At 60.4% G+C, this 20,779-nt stretch carries 19 protein-coding genes and 1 pseudogene; 13 read left to right on the forward strand and 7 right to left on the reverse strand.

From position 1 onward, the window contains the following. Nucleotides 1-13: 13 nt before the first annotated feature. Nucleotides 14-91 (reverse strand): annotated as a pseudogene (locus ACYZUD_RS19425) (DEAD/DEAH box helicase); the annotation flags it as partial. A 110-nt stretch (nt 92-201) separates the two neighbouring features. Here ACYZUD_RS19425 and ACYZUD_RS19430 point away from each other — a divergent pair. Together ACYZUD_RS19430 and ACYZUD_RS19435 are read left to right on the forward strand one after the other, a co-directional pair. Further along, complete coding sequence (locus ACYZUD_RS19430) at nt 202-621, forward strand: hypothetical protein (protein WP_017340970.1); 420 nt, start codon at nt 202-204, stop codon at nt 619-621. 41 nt (nt 622-662) lie between these two features. Continuing rightward, complete coding sequence (locus ACYZUD_RS19435) at nt 663-1,559, forward strand: cation diffusion facilitator family transporter (RefSeq protein WP_462019729.1); 897 nt, start codon at nt 663-665, stop codon at nt 1,557-1,559. Here the strand turns inward: ACYZUD_RS19435 and ACYZUD_RS19440 are convergent. Further along, nucleotides 1,553-2,638: a DUF6515 family protein gene (locus ACYZUD_RS19440; protein WP_462019730.1), complete on the reverse strand. Its 1,086-nt coding sequence runs from the start codon at nt 2,636-2,638 to the stop codon at nt 1,553-1,555. The two genes, ACYZUD_RS19435 and ACYZUD_RS19440, sit on opposite strands and share 7 nt — an antisense overlap. 435 nt (nt 2,639-3,073) lie before the next feature. Between ACYZUD_RS19440 and ACYZUD_RS19445 the strand changes: the two genes are divergently transcribed. Both ACYZUD_RS19445 and ACYZUD_RS19450 read left to right on the forward strand, forming a co-directional pair. Further along, nucleotides 3,074-3,553: an Lrp/AsnC family transcriptional regulator gene (locus ACYZUD_RS19445; protein ID WP_007937367.1), complete on the forward strand. Its 480-nt coding sequence runs from the start codon at nt 3,074-3,076 to the stop codon at nt 3,551-3,553. 254 nt (nt 3,554-3,807) lie between these two features. Next, nucleotides 3,808-4,017, forward strand: coding sequence for a DUF2788 domain-containing protein (locus ACYZUD_RS19450; protein WP_007937369.1), 210 nt, complete (start codon nt 3,808-3,810; stop codon nt 4,015-4,017). On the opposite strand, the gene ACYZUD_RS19455 is transcribed toward ACYZUD_RS19450, so the two are convergent. From ACYZUD_RS19455 to ACYZUD_RS19470, 4 genes are all read right to left on the reverse strand, one after another. Next, nucleotides 4,012-4,653, reverse strand: a complete 642-nt coding sequence (locus tag ACYZUD_RS19455) for a pseudouridine synthase (RefSeq protein ID WP_462019731.1) — start codon at nt 4,651-4,653, stop codon at nt 4,012-4,014. The two genes, ACYZUD_RS19450 and ACYZUD_RS19455, sit on opposite strands and share 6 nt — an antisense overlap. Nucleotides 4,654-4,724: 71 nt before the next feature. Beyond that, a complete protein-coding gene (amn, locus tag ACYZUD_RS19460; protein ID WP_193560094.1) occupies nt 4,725-6,224 on the reverse strand; it encodes an AMP nucleosidase in 1,500 nt (499 codons plus the stop codon). 191 nt (nt 6,225-6,415) lie between these two features. Next, nucleotides 6,416-8,065 (reverse strand): acyl-CoA dehydrogenase family protein, encoded by a 1,650-nt coding sequence (locus ACYZUD_RS19465; protein ID WP_462019732.1) that lies wholly within the window; start codon nt 8,063-8,065, stop codon nt 6,416-6,418. A gap of 74 nt (nt 8,066-8,139) precedes the next feature. Beyond that, nucleotides 8,140-10,524: a 7TM diverse intracellular signaling domain-containing protein gene (locus tag ACYZUD_RS19470; protein ID WP_462019733.1), complete on the reverse strand. Its 2,385-nt coding sequence runs from the start codon at nt 10,522-10,524 to the stop codon at nt 8,140-8,142. A 334-nt stretch (nt 10,525-10,858) separates the two neighbouring features. Between ACYZUD_RS19470 and ACYZUD_RS19475 the strand changes: the two genes are divergently transcribed. From ACYZUD_RS19475 to ACYZUD_RS19490, 4 genes are all read left to right on the forward strand, one after another. Then, nucleotides 10,859-11,656, forward strand: a complete 798-nt coding sequence (locus ACYZUD_RS19475) for a hydroxymethylpyrimidine/phosphomethylpyrimidine kinase (RefSeq protein ID WP_462019734.1) — start codon at nt 10,859-10,861, stop codon at nt 11,654-11,656. Nucleotides 11,657-11,688: 32 nt separating this feature from the next. Further along, the gene (gene thiE / locus ACYZUD_RS19480) at nt 11,689-12,312 is read left to right on the forward strand and encodes a thiamine phosphate synthase (RefSeq protein ID WP_462019735.1); all 624 of its coding nucleotides are present in this window, start codon (nt 11,689-11,691) and stop codon (nt 12,310-12,312) included. 15 nt (nt 12,313-12,327) lie between these two features. Continuing rightward, nucleotides 12,328-13,611: a glutamate-1-semialdehyde 2,1-aminomutase gene (gene hemL / locus ACYZUD_RS19485; RefSeq protein ID WP_462019736.1), complete on the forward strand. Its 1,284-nt coding sequence runs from the start codon at nt 12,328-12,330 to the stop codon at nt 13,609-13,611. A 224-nt stretch (nt 13,612-13,835) separates the two neighbouring features. Beyond that, nucleotides 13,836-14,390 carry a tetratricopeptide repeat protein gene (locus tag ACYZUD_RS19490; RefSeq protein WP_462019737.1) on the forward strand — a complete coding sequence of 185 codons (555 nt, stop codon included), beginning with the start codon at nt 13,836-13,838 and terminating at the stop codon, nt 14,388-14,390. Nucleotides 14,391-14,530: 140 nt separating this feature from the next. On the opposite strand, the gene ACYZUD_RS19495 is transcribed toward ACYZUD_RS19490, so the two are convergent. After that, complete coding sequence (locus tag ACYZUD_RS19495; protein ID WP_007894425.1) at nt 14,531-14,860, reverse strand: DUF1820 family protein; 330 nt, start codon at nt 14,858-14,860, stop codon at nt 14,531-14,533. A gap of 135 nt (nt 14,861-14,995) precedes the next feature. On the opposite strand from ACYZUD_RS19495, the gene miaB reads away from it, so the two are divergent. The 5 genes from miaB to lnt all read left to right on the forward strand — a co-directional run bounded on the left by miaB (nt 14,996) and on the right by lnt (nt 20,679). After that, on the forward strand, nt 14,996-16,324 hold the full coding sequence (gene miaB, locus ACYZUD_RS19500) for a tRNA (N6-isopentenyl adenosine(37)-C2)-methylthiotransferase MiaB (protein WP_462019738.1): 1,329 nt from the start codon (nt 14,996-14,998) through the stop codon (nt 16,322-16,324). Between the two features lie 206 nt (nt 16,325-16,530). After that, a complete protein-coding gene (locus ACYZUD_RS19505) occupies nt 16,531-17,547 on the forward strand; it encodes a PhoH family protein (RefSeq protein ID WP_462019739.1) in 1,017 nt (338 codons plus the stop codon). After that, nucleotides 17,540-18,034 (forward strand): rRNA maturation RNase YbeY, encoded by a 495-nt coding sequence (gene ybeY, locus ACYZUD_RS19510; RefSeq protein WP_462019740.1) that lies wholly within the window; start codon nt 17,540-17,542, stop codon nt 18,032-18,034. Before ACYZUD_RS19505 ends, ybeY begins: the two co-directional genes overlap by 8 nt. A 5-nt stretch (nt 18,035-18,039) precedes the next feature. After that, nucleotides 18,040-18,879 carry an HlyC/CorC family transporter gene (locus ACYZUD_RS19515; protein ID WP_017340984.1) on the forward strand — a complete coding sequence of 280 codons (840 nt, stop codon included), beginning with the start codon at nt 18,040-18,042 and terminating at the stop codon, nt 18,877-18,879. A gap of 276 nt (nt 18,880-19,155) precedes the next feature. Beyond that, nucleotides 19,156-20,679: an apolipoprotein N-acyltransferase gene (gene lnt, locus ACYZUD_RS19520; RefSeq protein ID WP_462025079.1), complete on the forward strand. Its 1,524-nt coding sequence runs from the start codon at nt 19,156-19,158 to the stop codon at nt 20,677-20,679. Nucleotides 20,680-20,779: the final 100 nt, after the last annotated feature.

Genomic DNA, 20,779 nt, shown 5'->3' on the forward strand with positions numbered 1-20,779 from the left:
TTCACTGGCCATGGTCAAGAAGCATCGAATCCGATGTCGCCAAGGCTTCACGCAGGGCGGGTAAAACTTCATCAATCGGCAAAGAAATCATGCTGGCTCCCAAACAGAGGGCCGAGTATAACGGCGAACTGCCTGGCGTTTGTCGCGGTCCTAATTCATATCGACGACGCTTCGTTTTCCAGATGACTCAGGAGATTTCATATGCGTGTTCCCTTTCGCTTGATTGGCGGTGTATTGGTCGCGACATTGCTGACCCAAGTGACCGCTTGCGGTTCGATTTTCTACCCCGATCGCCGTGGCCAGATCGACGGCAAGATCGACCCTGCCATCGCCGCGCTCGATGCCGTGGGCCTGCTGTTCTATATCATTCCCGGCCTGATCGCGTTTGCCGTGGACTTCGCCACCGGCGCGATTTACTACGCGCCAGGCGAGACCGCACAGGTAGCCCCGGAAAAACTCAAGGAAGCCATCGGTGCCGACGGCAAGGTCGATACCCACAAGTTGCAGACTATTCTGGAAACCGAACTGGGCCGCAGCTTCCCGCTCGACGACCCACGCCTGATCCAGCACAAGGGCAGCACCCAGCAACTGGCGCTGCTCGGCCTGCAACCTGCCGCGTAATCCGCGCACGTGAAGGAACACATAAAGGAAAAGCCGCCCCTATGATTTCCAGCTCCGAACACGCCCGCCTGCTGCGGCTGGCGACCCGTGCCTCGGTAGCGGTGGCCTGTACGCTGATCGTCGCCAAGGCCATCGCCTGGTGGTTGAGCGGTTCGGTGAGCATGCTCGCCGGGTTGACCGACTCGGCACTCGACGGCATCACCTCGCTGCTCAACCTGCTTGCGGTGCATTACGCCCTGCGCCCGGCCGATGACGATCATCGTTACGGGCATGGCAAGGCCGAGTCGCTGGCGGGTATGGCGCAGGCGTTGTTCATTGGCGGCAGTGCGATGCTGATTGCCTTGCAGGCGTTCGACCGGCTCAAACATCCGGAACCGGTGGGAGCGCCGTGGATCAGCATCGGGGTGATTGTATTTTCCCTGGCGCTGACCCTGGCGCTGCTGATGGTGCAACATCGAGTGGTCAAGGCCACCGGCTCCAACGCGGTGCGCGCCGACTCCCTGCATTACCGCTCGGACATGCTGCTCAACGGCAGCATTCTGGTGGCGCTGATACTGGCCGGGTTTGGCTGGCATCAGGTGGACGCCTGGTTCGGGTTGGGCATCGCCGCGTACATTCTCTGGAGCGCGATTCATATCGCCCGGGAAAGTTTTACGGTGCTGATGGACGAAGAACTGCCGCCGGATGTCAGCCAGCACATGCTCGAACTGGCTTGCAGTGTACCGGGGGTATTGGGGGCGCACGACCTGCGCACGCGGATTTCCGGCAACCAATGGTTTGTGCAACTGCACCTGGAGTTGCCGGGCGAGTTGACCCTGTCAGTCGCGCACGGCATCAGCGATCAGGCCGCCGATGCGATTCACGCGGCTTATCCGCGAGCCGAAGTGCTGGTGCACGCCGACCCGCAGGAAGTAGTGCAGGCAGCCCGGGCTCAGTAACTCACCTGGTAACCGCGACTGCTCAGGCAGTTGCCCTGGGCCTGACGGTAGGCTTGCACCACCGAGGGGTCCGGTTGGTAGGTGGCAGTTCGCGGATCGAAACCACTCTGTTGCACTGCGTATTGATAGCACTCGTAACCGTCCTGATTGACCTGCTCCGGCGACTGCCCGTTGGCCGGATACGCCACCACGTCATAGCCATTGCTGACCGGTTGCGGCTGCGGTTGCACGGGTGGCTCGACCACGACGTAATCCTGAGTGCTGTCCTGATAGGCGTAATACGAACCGGCCGCCAGGAACAACAACGCACCGCCGATCCACACTTCACGGGCGTAATCGGGCAAGTAGCTGACGCGAATCCCGCGAGGCGGCTGCACCACCACATAGCGCGGGCCGAGCGGGCGATACCAGTAGCCGCCGGAGTAGAAGTAATCCTGACCACGATAGGGCACGCGGTAGTCCCGGTCCGGGAAGCGATCGATCACATGACCGGGCCGGTACTGCGGGCCGGAACCCCAGCCATTGCCGTGCCCGTCCGGACGACCCGGCCAGCGACGATCATCAGGGCGCGGACCACTGTTCTGCCAGTGCTGGTTGTTATCGTTGCGCCGCGGCACGTCCTGATAATAACCACGCTGCGGTTGCTGGGTCTGGCGCACGGTGTCGGGCCGGCCCTGGATCGGCAGGTCATTGGCCGGTAGCTGCGGCGGCGGTGGCGGTGGCCGCACGGGACTGTTGTAGTCAGGCTGCGGACGGCTTTGCCATTGGCCACCGTTCTGATTCTGACCGTTACGCTCGAACTGACGGCTGTTGTCGCCACGAATGATCTCGTTGTTCTGCGCGCGCGGCTGATTCTGCTGCGGATTGTTTTGCGGCCGCGGCTGATTATTCTGTTGCGGGTTGTTCTGCGGTCGCGGCTGGTTATTGCCGCCATGGCCCTGATTGTTTCCCTGATGGCCATCCGAGCCACGCTGCCCGCCTTCGGGAGCACGATTCTGCGGCTCATCGGCCAGCGATTGCGCAGTGACACTTACACACAGCAAACCAACACCGGCCAAACGCCAGATGCGCGACTTCATGCTTTTCCTCACTGCGGGTTAGGGCCTGTACATGAGACTGGGAAAGCACAGGCCGGTTCTGCAACAGGTTATCAGTCGCGCAACTTATTTATTGAGGGCAGGCATCAAAATCCGGACAAGAAAAAAGGGAGACCCGTCGGCCTCCCTTTGAGAACTTCGTCCGTGCTCAACGCTTTTGACGTTGGCTCACCTCACGCCGTCTTCTGGACAGTGTGTAGCTCGGGGGCCGACTCATCCCCGGTGGGGGTGGCGACCGCAGCTGGCCTGATTGGGCGAGCCGCTGTGGACTGTTTGTCCGAGCAGTGATTCTGGTGATAAGAATAGGCCCGAGGCGGCGACAGAGGATTGCGAAGATTGCTCAAATAAACATTACTTGCGCAATTTTTAACCCTGGATAGATAATCTTCCGCAATAGTTATGACAAAGGCCTGATTGATGAGCAAACTCGACCGATACGACCTGAGCATTTTGGCGGAATTGCAGCGTGACGCGCGCATTTCCAACCAGGAGCTGGCCGAACGCATCGGCCTGTCACCCTCGCCCTGCTCGCGCCGGGTCAAGCAACTGGAAGACGACGGCTACATCTCCCGCCAGGTGGCCCTTTTGGACCGCAAAATGCTCGGCTTGAGCCTGACAGCCTACGTGCTGATCGGCATGGACCGGCACACGCCGGAGCGCTTCGAGAACTTCGAGGCGGCGATTCGTACGCTGCCGCAGGTGCTGGAGTGCAGCCTGGTGACCGGGATGGATGCGGATTATCAGCTCAAGGTGGTGGTGCCGGACATGGATCACTACCAGAAACTGCTGCTGGGACACCTCACCCGGATTGAAGGGGTGACGAGCGTGCGGTCGAGTTTTGTGTTGAACCAGGTGCTCAACAGCACTGAACTGCCCCTCACTCATTTGCGCAGCTGAGACCCGCGTCTGTAGGAGCCTGTAGGAGCTGTCGAGTGAAACGAGGCTGCGATCTTTTGACTAACAAACAAGATCAAAAGATCGCAGCCTCGTTTCACTCGACAGCTCCTACAAGTCCGAAAAATCAGGCAAGTCAGATGAGGTAGGGCCAGGCGACGAATAGCTGCGGCACACTGCCGCAGGTCAATGCCCCGCCAATCCGCCATGACGTATACTCCAGCGCCTTTTAGCCCCGCCCGCGCTGGAGATATTCGATGGATCCTGCCGTATTCGAAGAGTGGATGATGACCGGACTGGTTAGCATCCTGATCATTTTCATGGGTTTCATCGTCTGGGATCTGGCGAAAAAATCCAAGGCCGGACGCTTCGGCTCGTTCATCCTGTTCTTCGTACTCGGCTTGGGCGTGGCCGCGTTCGTGATCAAAAGCGTGGTGATCGGCCTGATCGAATCCGGCACGTTATAAACGCGCCGGCACTTCCTTCCACTGGCCCTGATCGAGCCCTTCGATCGACCAGTCGCCGATTCTGACCCGCACCAGACGCAACGTCGGCAAGCCGACCGCCGCTGTCATGCGCCGTACCTGCCGGTTGCGGCCCTCGCGAATCACCAACTCCAGCCAACTGGTCGGCACGCTTTTACGAAAGCGCACCGGCGGGTTGCGCGGCCACAGCTGCGGCTCTTCAAGTTGCCGCGCCTCGGCGGGCAAGGTCATGCCGTCGTTCAGTTCCACGCCATCGCGCAAACGCTGCAACTGCTCGACGCTAGGCTCGCCTTCCACCTGCACCCAATAGGTCTTGGCCAGTTTGTGTTTCGGGTCGGCGATACGCGCCTGGAGCTGGCCGTCGTTGGTCAGCAGCAGCAAACCTTCGCTGTCGCGGTCCAGCCGTCCCGCCGGGTAAATCCCGGGAATCTCGATGAAATCCTTGAGCGTCGCCCGCCCTTCGCCGTCGCTGAACTGCGTCAGCACATCGAACGGTTTGTTGAACAGGATCAGCTTCGGCTCGGCCGGCGGTGCTTTGGCGACACGGCGCGGGGCTGAGGACGATGGCGCAGGCTTCACGCCAGGACGGCGCGAAACGGGACGTTGAGGACGGGACATGGCGAAGAGAACATCTAACGGTCAGGGCTGCTAATGCTAGTGCCCTGACCGCTAAATGACCATGACAACCGTTAGCGGAACGGCGGCTCGTCGAAGCTGCGCAGTTTGCGCGAGTGCAGCGAGTTGAGTTCAGTGCGCAACAGGTCCACCGCCTCGATACCGATCTTCAAGTGCTGGCTGACCGCGCGTTCATAGAAGGCGTTGGCCGAGCCCGGCAGCTTGATTTCACTGTGCAGCGGTTTGTCCGAGACACAGAGCAACGTGCCGTACGGCACCCGCAAGCGATAACCCTGAGCGGCAATCGTGCCACTTTCCATGTCCACCGCCACAGCGCGAGACAGGTTGATCAGCGGACGTTCCTGAGCCCAGCGCAATTCCCAGTTACGGTCGTCGTAGGTCAGCACGGTGCCGGTACGCAGGCGTTTCTTCAGCTCGTCGCCCTTCTCGCCGGTAATGTTGGCCGCCGCTTGCTGCAACGCCATCTGCACTTCGGCCAATGCCGGAATCGGAATGTTCGGCGGCACGACCCGGTCGAGAATCCCGTCACGACGCATGTAGGCGTGAGCCAATACGTAGTCGCCAATAGTCTGGGACTGACGCAAACCGCCGCAGTGGCCAATCATCAGCCAGCAATGCGGACGCAGTACCGCCAAATGGTCGGTGATGTTCTTGGCGTTGGACGGGCCGACGCCGATGTTCACCAAGGTCACGCCGTGACCGTCACTGGCAATCAGGTGATAGGCCGGCATCTGATAACGATGCCAGACCACGCCCGCGGCAATCGCCGAGGCTTCGCCGTGGTCCATGCTCTTTTCGATGATGACGTTACCGGGCAAGACCATGCGCACGAAACGCGGGTCGCTGCGCAACTGCTCCAGGCCATGAACGATGAACTGGTCAACGTAGCGGTGGTAGTTGGTCAACAGAATCCACGGCTGCACATGGCGCCAGTCACTGCCGGTGTAATGCACCAGTCGGCGCAGGGAGAAATCCACCCGCGCGGCGTCGAACAGCGCCAAGGGCAGCGGATCGGTGTTTTCCCAATCGTACAAACCATCGGCAATGCCGTCGGTTGCGGCCGACAGATCGGTACTCGGGAAGACTCGTGCCAGCACGGCGGCAGTGACGCCGGAACCGGCCAGCTCATCGCCCTGCTCGACCACGTACGGATAAGGAATGTTTTGCTGGCTGATGCCGACTTCCACGGTGACGGTGAAGTCGTGCATCAACGGAACGAGTTGTTCCAGCAGGTATTTGCGGAAGGCTGCCGGATGGGTGACGGTGACGCTGTAGGTCCCCGGCAACTGAACCTTGGCATAGGCGCGAGTGGTCTGTGGGACTTCGCCCTGGCAATGGTAGGTCAGACGCAATTCAGGATAACGAAACATCGCACGCTGTTCGGCGTCCGGTTCAACACGATCCTTGAGGTAACGCTTGAGCGCCTGGTTCAGCGCGGTGGTTGCACGATTGTGCAAGAGCGCAAGCCGATCCACGGCTTGCTCGGCGGTTTGAACGACAATAAAAGCTTCGGTCACGATCAGCATCCTGTGTTCTGACTTGCAGACCTTCATCTTGCCTGCATCGTCGCTTCACGGGAACAGTGGCGTGCTGATACACAAATGCTGTGCACACCATCAATCCAGTGTGGGAGCGAACCTGCTCACGATGACTGAGCAACATCCAACATTGAAGTCGCCTGTTACACCGCTATCGCGAGCAGGCTCGCTCCCACATTGGATCAGCATCGATCACGAAGGAGTGGTCAGAGGCCTTGTGGGGTCGACCGGGCCACAATCGCTTCCACATCCAGCCCTCGCGGCAATGCGCCATACACCCGACCGGCCGAACCCAGGCGGCTGGCGATGAAGGCATCACTGACCGCAGCGTTTCCGGCCTCCAGCAACAACCTGGCCTGAAGCCCCAACGCGATGTCTTCGGTCAACTGCCGGGCACGGTACTGAATGTCGTCGGTGTCCTTGAAGGCCGCCTGCAATTGGCTGATGTGCGCGGCCAGACGTTTGTCGCCATGACCGTCCCCCAACTCGCTGAACAGCACATCGAGCACACCCGGCTCCTTCGACAACGCCCGCAGCACATCGAGGCATTGCACGTTGCCGGAACCTTCCCACGTCGAGTTGACCGGCGCCTCACGGTACAGGCGCGGCAGGATGCTTTCCTCGACATACCCGGCGCCGCCCATGCACTCGGCGGCTTCATTGATCATCGCGGGCGCACGCTTGCAGATCCAGTACTTGCCCACCGCCGTCACCAGTCGAGCGAATTTGGCTTCATGGCTGTCATCCAGATGATCCAGTGCCCGACCCATGCGCAGGCTCAAGGCCAGGGCGGCTTCGCTTTCCAGCGCGAGGTCGGCCAGCACGTTCTGCATCAAGGGTTGTTCGCTGAGCAGCTTGCCGCCGACGCTGCGGTGGGCGCAGTGATGGCTGGCCTGGGTCAGCGCCTGGCGCATCAAGGCACTTGAGCCGACCATGCAATCGAAGCGGGTCATGGCGACCATTTCGATAATGGTCGGAACGCCCCGCCCCTCTTCGCCGACCATCCAGGCCAGCGCACCGCGGAACTCCACTTCGCTGGAAGCGTTGGAGCAATTGCCGAGTTTGTTCTTCAGCCGCTGTATGTAGAACTGATTACGCCTGTCGTCCGGACGGTGGCGCGGCAGCAGGAAACAGGTCAACCCCTTGTCCGTCTGAGCCAGGGTCAGGAAGGCATCGCACATCGGTGCCGAACAGAACCACTTATGCCCCACCAGTTCGTAGGCCTGGCCCGGACCACCGGCGCCTACGGGATAAGCCTTGGTGGTGTTGGCCCGCACATCGGTGCCGCCCTGTTTCTCGGTCATGGCCATGCCGATGGTGACACCGGCCTTGTGGGCCATGCCGACGTTGCGCGGGTCGTATTCGGTGGCGAGGATTTTCGGCAGCCACTGCTCGGCCAGATCCGGTTGCAGGCGCATCGCCGGGACACTGGCGAAAGTCATGGTCAGCGGGCAACCACTGCCGGCTTCGGCCTGGCTGTGCAGATAAGTCATGGAAGCGCGGGCGACGTGAGCGCCGGATTGCGGATGCGCCCAGGGCAGCGAGGTCAAACCGTGTTCGACCGCGGTGCGCATCAGTTCGTGATAGGCCGGGTGAAATTCCACCAGGTCGATGCGATGGCCATAACGGTCATGACTGCTGAATACCGGCTTGTTCTGATTGGCGAGGAACCCCGCCTCCATCAGCGGCCCGCCGGCCAGTGCGCCATAGGCGTCGATCCGCGACTCGGCCCAACCGGCACCGAAACGCCGCGACCACTCCTGCAAAGGCAGGTCGATGCGATACAGGTTGGTGCCGTCCAGCGATGGTGGCTGGTTGGTGACTTCGTGGGTTTCGGCGAACTGATGCAGGTTCATGACGGGGCTCCTTTGGTCAGCCAAGGGATTTCAGTTAAGCACTGCCCCTTGGCCGATCAAAGTGTCATATCTGCCTAACTGTCGGCGCTTTCACCCTGTTTCGGACAGAGCACCCGACGATAGAGCGCTGCCTGCAAGTCCTCGAATTTCACTGGTTTACTCAGGTAATCGATCAGGGCGCCCGTCGGGCAGCGCTCCCGGTCATTGCTCAAGGCAATCATGAATACCGGCAACTCGGCGCAACCTGGCAAGGCGCGGATCTGGCAGCAGACGGACACGCCGTTCGATGGCGGCAACTGGCAATCAAGCAGTACGGCGTCAAACGCCTCGCGCTGCAAGTGATCGAGTGCGGCGGCCCCGCTGTCGGCGGTGCGCACCCGAAACCCGAGTTTGAGCAACATCCCGCGCATCACTAATTGATTGATGCTGTTGTCATCGACCAGCAGCACCGTGCAGTCCTGAGGCAATCGCAGGCGCGGGAATGCCCGGGTCATCAGGGGCACCGATGGCCGTTCCACCGTGGGCAATTCGAACTCGACATCGAGCTGGAAGCGACTGCCGCTGCCAGGCTCGGAACGGTGAGTCAGGCGTCCGCCGAGCAATTCGATCAGTTGCCGACAAATGGCCAGACCGACGCCCAGGCCACCGTACTCACGGGTCATGGAACCGTCGAGCTGGAAAAACCGCTGGTACAGGGTCGCCTCCCCCAAATCGGTGAAGCCGATGCCGGTGTCGATGACCGCGATGGACAGTGCGAACCGGTCGGGTTCCACAGACTTCCCCGTCACCCGCAGTGCCACGCCGCCGACCCGGGTGAATTTGATCGCGTTATCCAGCAGGCATTCCAGGCATTGCGCCAACTTGGCGCTGTCGCCGTACAAACGGTCCGGCAGCCCTGGCGCGACGTCGACTTTGAAGTCCAGCGACTTGCTTGAAGCATTGCCCTCGAACTGCGCACGCAAGGCATCGACCACGCCGCGCAAACTGAAGGTGACCGCAGAGGCTTTGAGTTTGCCGGCCTGCAACTCGGTCAGGGTGAGGATGCCGTTGACCATGCGCATCATGTCCCGCGCGGAACCGGCGGCAGTTTGCTGGTATTGCTCCAGTTCAGCATCCATCTCGACGGTCTGCATCAGTTCAAGCGAACCAATCACACCGTTCATGGGCGTGCGCAACTCGTGGGTCAGGGTGGCGAGGAATTCGTCCTTGAGCTTGTTACTGTGAGCCAGTTGCTGGTTCAGCACTTCGAGCGTTTGCCCGGCATCGAACAACGTCTGCGCCTGCTGCTCGCGCATGGCGTTGATGCGGTCGGCCAGAGCCAGGGACAGCAGCGCCACTTCAATCGCCGAACCGATCTGACTGGAATACATGGTCAGGAACACATTCGGCAGGTAACCCAGCACCATCATCGTGTTGATGATGCCGCCGAGCAAAAACGCCGACCAGGCAATGATGAAATACCGTGCCACTCGCAGGCCGCGCAGCCAGGCGAAAATCCCTGCGGCGAAAATCACCACGGTGAAGGTCAGCGCCAGCGTCGTCGCCAGGCGTAGCGCCAAGGCGTAGCTGGTCATCAATGACAACCCGACCACCGCCGCGCCAAACGCAATCAACGCCAGCAACAAGCGGTCGAGCCAGCGACTGTGAGTGGCCGTCTGCAAGAAACTGCGGGCGAACTGGCTGCCGAACAGCCCGGCGCAACCGATGAAGAACGGCGTCGCGGCGTTGGCCCACCACGGATTATTCGGCCAGAAATATTGCACGGCCGCGCCGTTCACCGACAGCTGATACAAGCCGAACGAGGCGATGTAGAAGATGTAATAGAGATAGCTGGTGTCGCGCACGCTGAGGTAGATGAACAGGTTATAGACGAGCATCCCCAGCAACACGCCGTAGATCAGCCCCAACACATAGAGCCGGATCGGTTGTTCTTCGAGGTAAGCGGTGCTCGACCACAACGTGACCGGGGCCTGGATCGACCCTTCGCTTTGCAGGCGCAGGTACACGGTTTGCGTTTGATCAGGGGTGAAGTTCAGGTCGAACAGATAATTGTTCTGGCGGATCTCGCGACTGGCGAACGGTAAGGCATCGCCGGTCTGTCGGGCCAACTGAAAGCCACCGGCAGCATCAGGCAAGTACAGATCAAGGTGATCGAGGGGCGGATAGGCCAGTTCCAGCAACCAGGTCCGTTGTGCGGACGGGTTGGTCGGACGGTAATGCAGGTCGATTTTCAGCCAGAACGCCGAACGCGAATAACCGGCGTTGAGGGTGGCTTTATCGTGGCGTTTGAAATTTCCGGCTGCCGCTTGCGCACGGACATCGGCGATGGTCGCCTGACCACCCGCGTCTTCGAACACTTGCAGGGTTCGGCCCAGCGGAAGGCTTTGAGTGAATTCATCGAATTCGACTGCGCTCGCCATGAGGGGCAAGCAAAACAGCAACATCAGCAAATAGCGCATTTAAGCCCCAGCGTGGCCTGTCCGGTTATCTCAGGAAGCCCCTCATTCCCTTTGAGTAGACGTAAAACCGGTATTACCTGTTATTGGTTTGGATCCACTCTAGCATAGCCGTTGGCGGCCATTGAACACCATTGAAATTTTTCCTACAACCGCTCTAGAACGGGCGTTACAGCGGCATATATTGAGCCAGAGCTGTTTCCTCGGTCAGGTTGTAATAATGCATCGGCTGCTGGCCGCATTCCTGTAGCTGCAACGCAACCGAACGCAGGCTTCGCCAGCGGCTACAAGGTCCGTGTCATGACTCGCTGGTCGACTGGTGGTAAGCTCGCGCACCATGAATATCTACAGCTCTCGCCCCGTTGTCCTCTGTCTCTCCGGCCACGACCCAAGTGGTGGCGCCGGCTTGCAGGCAGATATCGAAGCCCTGCTCGCCCAGGGTTGTCATGCGGCCCCGGCCGTCACCGCCCTGACCGTGCAAGACACGGTCAACGTCACTGACTTTCGCGTTCTCGACCGTGAGTGGGTGTTGGCCCAGGCCAATGCCGTGCTCAACGATTCCGAAGTCGCCGCAGTGAAACTGGGCATGCTCGGTTCCCTGGAAATGGTCGACACGGTGGTCGAACTGCTTGAGGCGCACCCGCACTTGCCAATGGTCTGCGACCCGGTGCTACGCGCCGGTGGTGGCGGACGACTGGGCAAGGATGAAGTCGGCTATGCGATGCGCGAACGCCTGCTGCCCCTGGCAATCATTGCCACCCCTAACCTTCCTGAAGCCCGCATCCTCGCCGAACTGCCTGAAGGCACCGCGGACGAGTGCGCTGAAAAACTCCTGCCGTTCGTCAAACACCTGCTGATCACCGGCGGCCACGGCGATGAACACGAAATCCACAATCGCCTGTACAGCCGCGACGGTCTGCGCGAGACCTACACTTGCCAGCGCTTGCCCGGCAGTTACCACGGTTCGGGCTGCACGTTGGCCAGCGCATTGGCCGGTCGTCTGGCTCAGGGTGAAAACCTCGTCAGCGCCGTGCAGACCGCGCTTAACTACACGTGGCGCACCCTGCGTGATGCGGAGCAGCTAGGCAAAGGCCAGTTCGTGCCACGCCGGTTGCCACTGGACTTCTGTTCGTAACTTTCCATGCATAAAGCGCAGAGGCTTGTCCGATGAAACTACGTGGCCTGTACGCCGTTACCGACAGCCAGTTACTGGCCGGTAAATTTCTTTCGTACGTGGAGGCGGCGCTGGAAGGCGGCGTCACCCTGCTGCAATACCGCGACAAGAGCAGCGACGAGGCCCGCCGCCTGCGTGAGGCCGAAGCCCTGCGCGATCTGTGTGAACGCTACAAGACCCAGCTGATCATCAATGACGACGCCGAACTGGCCGCGCGCCTGAACGTCGGCGTGCACCTGGGCCAGACCGATGGCCCGCTGACCCCGGCCCGCGCCCTGCTCGGTCGTCAGGCAATCATCGGTTCGACCTGCCACGCGCAACTCGAACTCGCCGAGCAGGCCGCCAGGGAAGGCGCCAGTTACGTCGCCTTCGGCCGTTTCTTCAATTCCAACACCAAACCCGGCGCCCCGACCTGCAGCCTCGAACTGCTCGACCAGGCCCGCAGCAAACTGCACCTGCCGATCTGCGCGATCGGTGGCATCACCCTGGACAACGCTGCCCCGCTGGTGGCCCACGGGGTCGATCTGCTGGCGGTGGTCCATGGCCTGTTTGGCGCCGAGAGCACGGCTGAAGTGACACGCCGCGCCCGCGCCTTTAACGAATTACTAAAAGTCTGATTTGAGAGCCCGATCATGTCTCGTTCCGAAACGCTGTTTGCCAATGCTCAGAAACACATCCCCGGTGGCGTGAACTCGCCTGTTCGCGCGTTCAAGAGCGTCGGTGGCACGCCGTTGTTTTTCAAGCACGCTGAAGGCGCCTACGTCACCGACGAAGACGATAAGCGTTACGTGGATTACGTCGGCTCCTGGGGCCCGATGATCCTCGGCCACAGCCATCCGGACGTACTGGACGCGGTGCGCAAACAACTGGAACACGGTCTGTCCTACGGTGCTCCGACCGAGATGGAAACCGAGATGGCCGACCTGGTCTGCTCGATCGTGCCGTCGATGGAAATGGTGCGCATGGTCAGCTCCGGCACCGAAGCGACCATGAGTGCTATCCGCCTGGCCCGAGGTTTCACCGGTCGTGACAGCATCATCAAGTTTGAAGGCTGCTACCACGGCCACTCCGACAGCCTGCTGGTCAAGGCCGGTTCCGGCGCCCTGACCCAAGGCGTACCGAGCTCGGCCGGTGTGCCGGCAGCCTTCGCCAAACATACCCTGACCCTGCCGTTCAACGACATCGACGCCGTGGAAACCATGCTCGCCGACGTTGGCCAGGAAGTGGCCTGCATCATCGTCGAACCAGTGGCCGGCAACATGAACTGCGTACCGCCGGCGCCGGGCTTCCTCGAAGGCCTGCGGACCCTGTGCGACAAGCACGGCGTGGTGCTGATTTTCGACGAAGTGATGACCGGTTTCCGTGTCGCCCTCGGCGGTGCCCAGGCCCACTACCGCGTGACGCCGGACCTGAGCACGTTCGGCAAGATCATCGGTGGCGGCATGCCGGTCGGCTGCTTTGGCGGCAAGCGCGAAATCATGTCGCACATCGCCCCTTTGGGCCCGGTCTACCAGGCGGGCACCTTGTCGGGTAACCCGCTGGCCATGGCGGCCGGCCTGACGACTCTGCGCCTGATCAGCCGTCCGGGTTTCCACGCCGAATTGAGCGACTACACCAGTCGCCTGCTCGATGGCCTGCAGCAACGCGCCGATGCCGCGGGCATTCCGTTCGTGACCACGCAGGCCGGCGGCATGTTCGGCCTGTACTTCAGCGGTGCCGACGACATCGTGACTTTCGATGATGTGATGGCCAGCGACGCGAATCTGTTCAAGCGCTTCTTCCACCTGATGCTTGAAGGTGGCGTGTACCTGGCGCCGAGCGCTTTCGAAGCCGGCTTCACCTCGATCGCCCACGGCGAAACCGAACTGAAACTGACGCTGGACGCTGCCGAGCGTGCATTCGCCGCATTGAAGTAAGGCCTTGACGCTGACGTTGGCGATTGCCAGCGTCAGCTTTCACCTACATTCCCGCCCTTTTTCCTACTCATCTGCTAATAATGCCCCGCAAAGTGGGCGATATATTCCCCGCGTAGCAGAAAAACGAGTAAAGACTTTGTAAGGTTGGCCCTGCTTATTTCATAATGCGCGCTTATTGGATCCCTCGATGGGTCCGCGCGCCCTCCAGAGGTTAGTCGATTCCCATGAACCGCACCGGCCGCGCCCTTGCACTGGGCTGCCTGTTGCTCCTTCAGCCCCTGCTCGCACTCGCACAAGCAGGCGGCAACTCGTTGTTAATCCCAGCGATGGGTCGTTGCACCCTCAATACCCAGCCGCAAGACCTGGCGCAGGCGCTCGCCGCCTGCCAGAAAGCGTCGGATGAAGGGGATGCGCAAGCGCAATACGAGTTGGGCGAGTTCTACTACGACGGCAAAAACACGCCGCGCGACCTCAACAAAGCCTTGAGTTACTTCGAAAAAGCCTCGCTGCAAGGCCATGCCCTGGCGCAATTCAAACTCGGCACCATGTTCTTCCACGGCGAAGGCGTACCGGCCAATAACGTTCAGGCGTATATCGTGCTGAAAATGGCGGCGGTCAATGGTGCTGAAGATGCGCTGGATACGGCCGACGAAGTGGCCGAGAAGATGCCTCGCGAAGAGCTTGAGGTGGCTACTCAGGTGCTTGGGCAAATCTTCCGTAAATACCTGATGGAATTGCAGAGCGCCGATGGGCGTACGCCGTTTTCGCCTCTTCCCTGATTCCTGCTTTGTTCTGACTGCCCCCATCGCGAGCAGGCTCGCTCCCACATTGAATATTCAGTGAACACAATATTTGTGAACACCAGAGATTAACTGTGGGAGCGAGCCTGCTCGCGATGGGGGCGACTCGGTCTTGAGACTTACTTCTCAGGCATCGGCATCGGAAACGGCATGACATTGCCGACCGCGCCGCGGGCTTCGCTGATTTTCGGCGTGCCGAGGCGCTCGACCTCGTCGATGCGCACGATCGAATGCATCGGCACAAAGCTGCGTACAACGCCTTCGAACTGAGCCTTCAACTTCTCTTCGCTCGGATCGACGACCACTTGCGTGCGCTCGCCAAAGACGAACTCTTCCACTTCCAGGAAGCCCCACAGATCACTTTGATAGATCTGCTTGGCGTACATTTCGTACACTTGGCCCTGGTTGAGGAAAATCACCTTGTAGATTGGAGCTTCACGTTTGGTCATGGTGGGCGAGCAACACATCGGGGGATAAAAATGAGGGCGCGAACTATAGCATAGCCGCCGGACGCACAGCGGTAGGAACCTCGGGACATGTTCCCTATAATGCGCGGTTCTTTGAATCACGTGATGACTGTATCCATGGCCAAGAAGCTTTACATCGAAACCCACGGTTGCCAGATGAACGAGTACGACAGCTCGCGCATGGTCGATCTGCTGGGTGAACACCAGGCCCTGGAAGTCACCGCTCGCGCCGAAGACGCCGACGTGATCCTGCTCAACACCTGTTCGATCCGCGAACGCGCCCAGGACCGGGTGTATTCCCAGCTCGGCCGCTGGCGCGAACTGAAACTGGCCAACCCCGAAATGGTCATTGCCGTCGGCGGTTGCGTGGCCAGCCAGGAAGGCGCCGCCATTCGCGATCGCGCGCCGTATGTCGACGTGGTATTCGGCCCACAGACCCTGCACCGCCTCCCGGAAATGATTGACGCCGCACGCGCCACCAAGCTGCCGCAGGTGGACGTCTCGTTCCCGGAAATCGAAAAGTTCGACCACTTGCCCGAGCCGCGTATCGACGGGCCGAGCGCTTACGTGTCGGTGATGGAAGGCTGCAGCAAGTACTGCACGTTCTGCGTGGTGCCATACACCCGAGGTGAAGAAGTCAGCCGCCCGTTCGATGACGTGATCGCCGAGATCATCCACCTGGCCGAAAACGGCGTGCGCGAAGTGACCCTGTTGGGTCAGAACGTCAACGGCTATCGCGGAACCACTCACGATGGCCGCCTGGCAGATCTCGCCGAGCTGATCCGTGTGGTCGCCGCCGTCGACGGCATCGATCGCATTCGCTACACCACTTCGCACCCGCTGGAATTCTCCGACAGCCTGATCCAGGCCCACGCCGACGTACCGGAATTGGTTAAACACCTGCATTTGCCGGTGCAATCGGGCTCGGACCGGATTCTGGCTGCGATGAAACGCAACCATACGGCGCTGGAATACAAATCCAAACTGCGCAAGCTGCGGGCCGCCGTGCCGGGGATCTGCATCAGCTCGGACTTCATCGTCGGCTTCCCGGGCGAGACCGAGAAAGACTTCGAACAGACCATGAAGCTGATCGAAGACGTCGGCTTCGACTTCTCCTACTCGTTCGTTTATAGCCAGCGCCCGGGCACTCCGGCTGCCGATCTGGCTGACGAAACGCCGGAAGAGCTGAAAAAAGAGCGTCTGAACGCCCTGCAACATCGCCTGAATCAGCAAGGTTTTGAGATCAGCCGACAAATGGTCGGATCGATCCAGCGGATCCTGGTCACCGATTATTCGAAAAAAGACCCTGGCGAGCTGCAAGGCCGGACCGAGAATAACCGGATCGTCAACTTCCGCTGCGACAATCCAACGCTGATCGGGCAGTTCGCCGACGTGCACATTGATGCCGCACAGCCGCACTCGTTGCGGGGCTCACTGATCTCCTGACACTGAATAACCCTGTGGGAGCGAGCCTGCTCGCGAATACGGTCTGACATTCCACATATGAGTCGTCAGTCATGCCGCCTCCGCGAGCAGGCTCGCTCCCACAGGAGACGGTGTTTGAGGTTGCGATATTTAAGAGCTTTCGCACCCAGGCCTCTGGCGTTATCCTTGATTTCATCTTAATTGCCCCAGGGCGGCTAAATACGACCTTGAACGCACCCATAGAACCACATCGTTTTATCCTCGAGCCCTTTGAGGCTCGCCGCTTCGCCAATCTGTGCGGGCAATTCGACGAGCACCTGCGCTTGATCGAACAGCGCCTGACCATCGAGATCCGCAACCGCGGAAACCAGTTCGAACTGATCGGCGAGCCCAAGCACACCACCTCCGCGGAAAATCTCCTGCGCCGTCTGTACCGGGAAACCAAGGGTACCGAGCTGTCGCCGGACATGGTTCACCTGTTCCTGCAGGAATCGGCCGTCGAAGAGCTGGACAACGTCTCCCCCGCCGAACCCTCCGTCGCCCTGCGCACCAAAAAAGGCATGATTCGCCCTCGCGGCTTGAATCAGCTGCGCTACGTGAAGGAAATCCTCGGTAACGACATCAATTTCGGCATCGGCCCGGCCGGTACCGGCAAGACCTACCTGGCCGTCGCCTGCGCAGTAGATGCCTTGGAACGCGAGCAGATTCGCCGCATCCTGCTGGTTCGTCCGGCGGTTGAAGCGGGCGAAAAACTCGGCTTCCTGCCCGGTGACCTGTCGCAGAAAATCGACCCGTACCTGCGCCCGCTCTACGACGCACTCTACGAAATGCTCGGCTTCGAACACGTCGCCAAGCTGATCGAGCGTCAGGTGATCGAAGTGGCACCACTGGCCTACATGCGCGGTCGCACGCTGAACAACAGCTTCATCATCCTCGACGAAAGCCAGAACACCACCGTCGAGCAAATGAAGATGTTCCTGACCCGGATCGGCTTCGGCTCCACGGCGGTCATCACCGGTGACATCACCCAGGTCGACCTGCCGAAAGGCACCAAGTCCGGGCTGCACCATGTGATCGAAGTATTGAAAGACGTGCCAGGTATCAGCTTCACCCATTTCATGGCCAAGGACGTTGTGCGCCATCCACTGGTGCAGCGCATCGTCGAAGCCTACGAGCGCTTCGAAAATCGCGCAGCCGAAGAGCCGGCGAAGTTCTCTTCCAAGGACACTCGCCACGATGCTTGAGCTTGACCTGCAACTGGCTACCGAAGCGCCTGCCCCCAGCGAAGCCGAGTTCCGCCAATGGTGCGAACTCGCCCTGCGCCAGCGCACCGCCGACTCGGAAATGACCATTCGCCTGATCGATGAAGAGGAAGCCCGCGAGCTGAACCATACCTGGCGGCAAAAGGATTACGCCACCAACGTCCTGTCGTTCCCCGCCGATGTGCCTGACGAATTTCTCGACATCCCGTTGCTGGGTGACTTGGTGATCTGCGTGGCCGTGGTCGAGCGCGAAGCCGCCGAACAAGGCAAGGCCCTCAACGCCCATTGGGCGCATCTGGTGATTCACGGCTGCTTGCATCTGCTGGGTTACGACCATATAGATGACGACGAGGCCGAAGAAATGGAAGCACTGGAACGAACGTTGCTTGCAGAGTTGGGTCATCCGGACCCGTATGCGGACGACGAAACAGACGCATCCCCTATCGTTACAACAAAGGATTCAGAGTAATCGCTATGAGCGAAGATCGATCGAGCAACGGGCAGAAGTCATGGCTGGGTAAACTCACCCAGGCTTTTGCCCACGAGCCGAAGAACCGCCAGGAGCTGCTGGAGCTGCTGCGCGATGCACATCAAAACAAGCTGCTGGACAGCGAAGCGCTGGCCATCGTCGAAGGCGCCATCCAGGTTGCGGACCTGCAAGTACGGGACATCATGGTCCCACGCTCGCAGATGATCAGCATCAAGGCGACCCAGACACCTCGTGAGTTCCTGCCTGCCGTGGTCGATTCGGCCCACTCCCGTTACCCGGTGATCGGCGAAAGCCACGATGACGTGATGGGCGTGTTGCTGGCCAAGGACTTGCTGCCGTTGATCCTCAAGGAGAACGGCGACAGCTTCAACATCAAGGATCTGCTGCGCCCGGCCACCTTCGTGCCGGAGTCCAAGCGCCTGAATGTGCTGCTGCGCGAGTTCCGCGCCAACCACAACCACATGGCCATCGTCATCGATGAATACGGCGGCGTGGCCGGTCTTGTGACCATCGAGGACGTGCTGGAACAGATCGTCGGCGACATCGAAGACGAGCATGACGTCGAAGAAGACAGCTACATCAAGCCTCTTCCCAGCGGTGACTTCCTGGTCAAGGCCCTGACGCCGATCGAGAACTTCAACGAGTTCTTCGACAGCGAGTTCTCCAACGACGAGTTCGACACCGTTGGCGGCCTGGTGATGAGCGCGTTCGGGCACTTGCCAAAACGCAATGAAATCACTGAAATCGGCCCCTATCGCTTCCGCATCCTGAACGCCGACAGCCGTCGGATTCACTTGCTGCGCCTGACGCCTATTGCCCGGTAATTCTAAGGATTGGGGTGTGTCATCAGCTATTTCCTGTATCGCGTTGTGCCTGAAAGCGGGCCAGGCAAGGCGCAGTCCGTAGGGAATGGCATTCCCTTTCCAAGGACTGCAACGCAGCATGGCCCGCTTTCAGGCGCAACCCGAAGGGCCGGGCCTGCTGTTACGCAGGGCTGCGTTACTCGTCGCTCATTTGAAAAACCAAACCACACTCCTCGCGCCTTGCCCTGCGTAACAGCAGACCCGGCGCGATACAGGAAATAGCTGATGACACACCCCTTGCATCGTATGACCCGCCCCGGCTGGCCCGGTAACCTGCTGGCCGTGGCGGCCGGTGCAATCACCACCCTGGCCCTGGCGCCGTTCGATATCTGGCCGTTGGCATTGCTGGCGGTCGGCCTGTTCTATGCCGGCTTGCGTGAACTGAACCCTCGTCAGGCCCTGGGCCGTGGCTGGTGTTTCGGTTTTGGCCTGTTTGGCGCCGGTACCAGCTGGATTTACTACAGCATCCACCACTTCGGCGGCGCTTCGGTGCTACTGGCCGGTTTCCTGATGCTGATCTTCACCGCGGCGATTGCCTGGTTCTTCGCCCTCCCCGCCTGGATCTGGGCACGCTGGTTGCGCCGCAATGAAGCGCCGCTGGCCGATGCCTTGGCGTTCGCGGCGTTGTGGGTGGGTCAGGAAGCTTTCCGCGGCTGGTTTCTTACCGGTTTCCCGTGGCTCTATTCCGGTTACAGCCAGCTCGACGGCCCGCTGGCCGGGCTCGCGCCGGTCGGTGGGATGTGGCTGATTTCCTTCACCCTGGCCCTGACGGCTGCGTTGATTTACAACGCCATGCGTCTGGTGCGTGCTGGCCGCAAAGGCTTCATCGCCGCAGGCGTGTTGTTGCTGATCGGTCCCTGGGTGGTCGGCATGGCGCTCAAAGAGCATGCCTGGACCAGCCCGGCGGGCGCACCGCTGAGCGTCGCGGCGATTCAGGGCAACATCGAACAGAGCATGAAGTGGGACCCGGCGCAGCTGAACGCGCAACTGGCGCTGTACCGCGACATGAGTTTCAGCTCCAAGCGGGTCGACTTGCTGATCTGGCCGGAAACGGCAGTCCCGGTGCTCAAGGAGTCCGCCGAGGGCTACCTGAACATGATGGGAAACTTCGCCGCAGAGCGTAAGACCGCGCTGATCACCGGCGTACCGATTCGCCAGGAAGTCCGTCATGAAAAGCGTTTCTTCAACGGCATTACCGTTGTGGGCGAAGGCGATGGCACTTATCTCAAGCAGAAGCTGGTGCCGTTTGGCGAGTACGTTCCTCTGGAGGACATATTGCGCGGGCTGATCGCCTTCTTCGACCTGCCGATGTCGGACTTTGCCCGCGGCCCTGCCGATCAGGCGATGCTGCAAGCCAAGGGTTATCAGATTGCGCCGTACATCTGCTACGAAGTGGTTTATCCGGAATTTGCCGCCAGCCTTGCGGCCCGTAGCGATTTGCTGCTGACCATCAGCAACGACACCTGGTTCGGCACCTCCATTGGCCCGCTGCAACATTTGCAGATGGCGCAGATGCGTGCGCTTGAGGCCGGGCGCTGGATGATCCGCGCCACCAATAACGGTGTGACGGGGCTGATCAACCCGTTCGGCCAGATCACCGTGCAGATCCCGCAGTTCGAACGCGGCATCCTGTACGGGGAAGTCGTGCCGATGCACAACCTGACGCCGTACCTGCAATGGCGTTCGTGGCCATTGATCATCGTTTGCGTGTTGTTGTTTGGCTGGGCGCTGATTGCGAGCCGGATGGCGAAGACTGTTTAATCGCGGCGCCTGCAAAAAGATCGCAGCCTCGTTTCACTCGACAGCTCCTACAGATTACGCAATCTCCTGTAGGAGCTGTCGAGTGAAACGAGGCTGCGAT

The sequence above is a fragment of the Pseudomonas sp. XS1P51 genome, assembly GCF_054897845.1.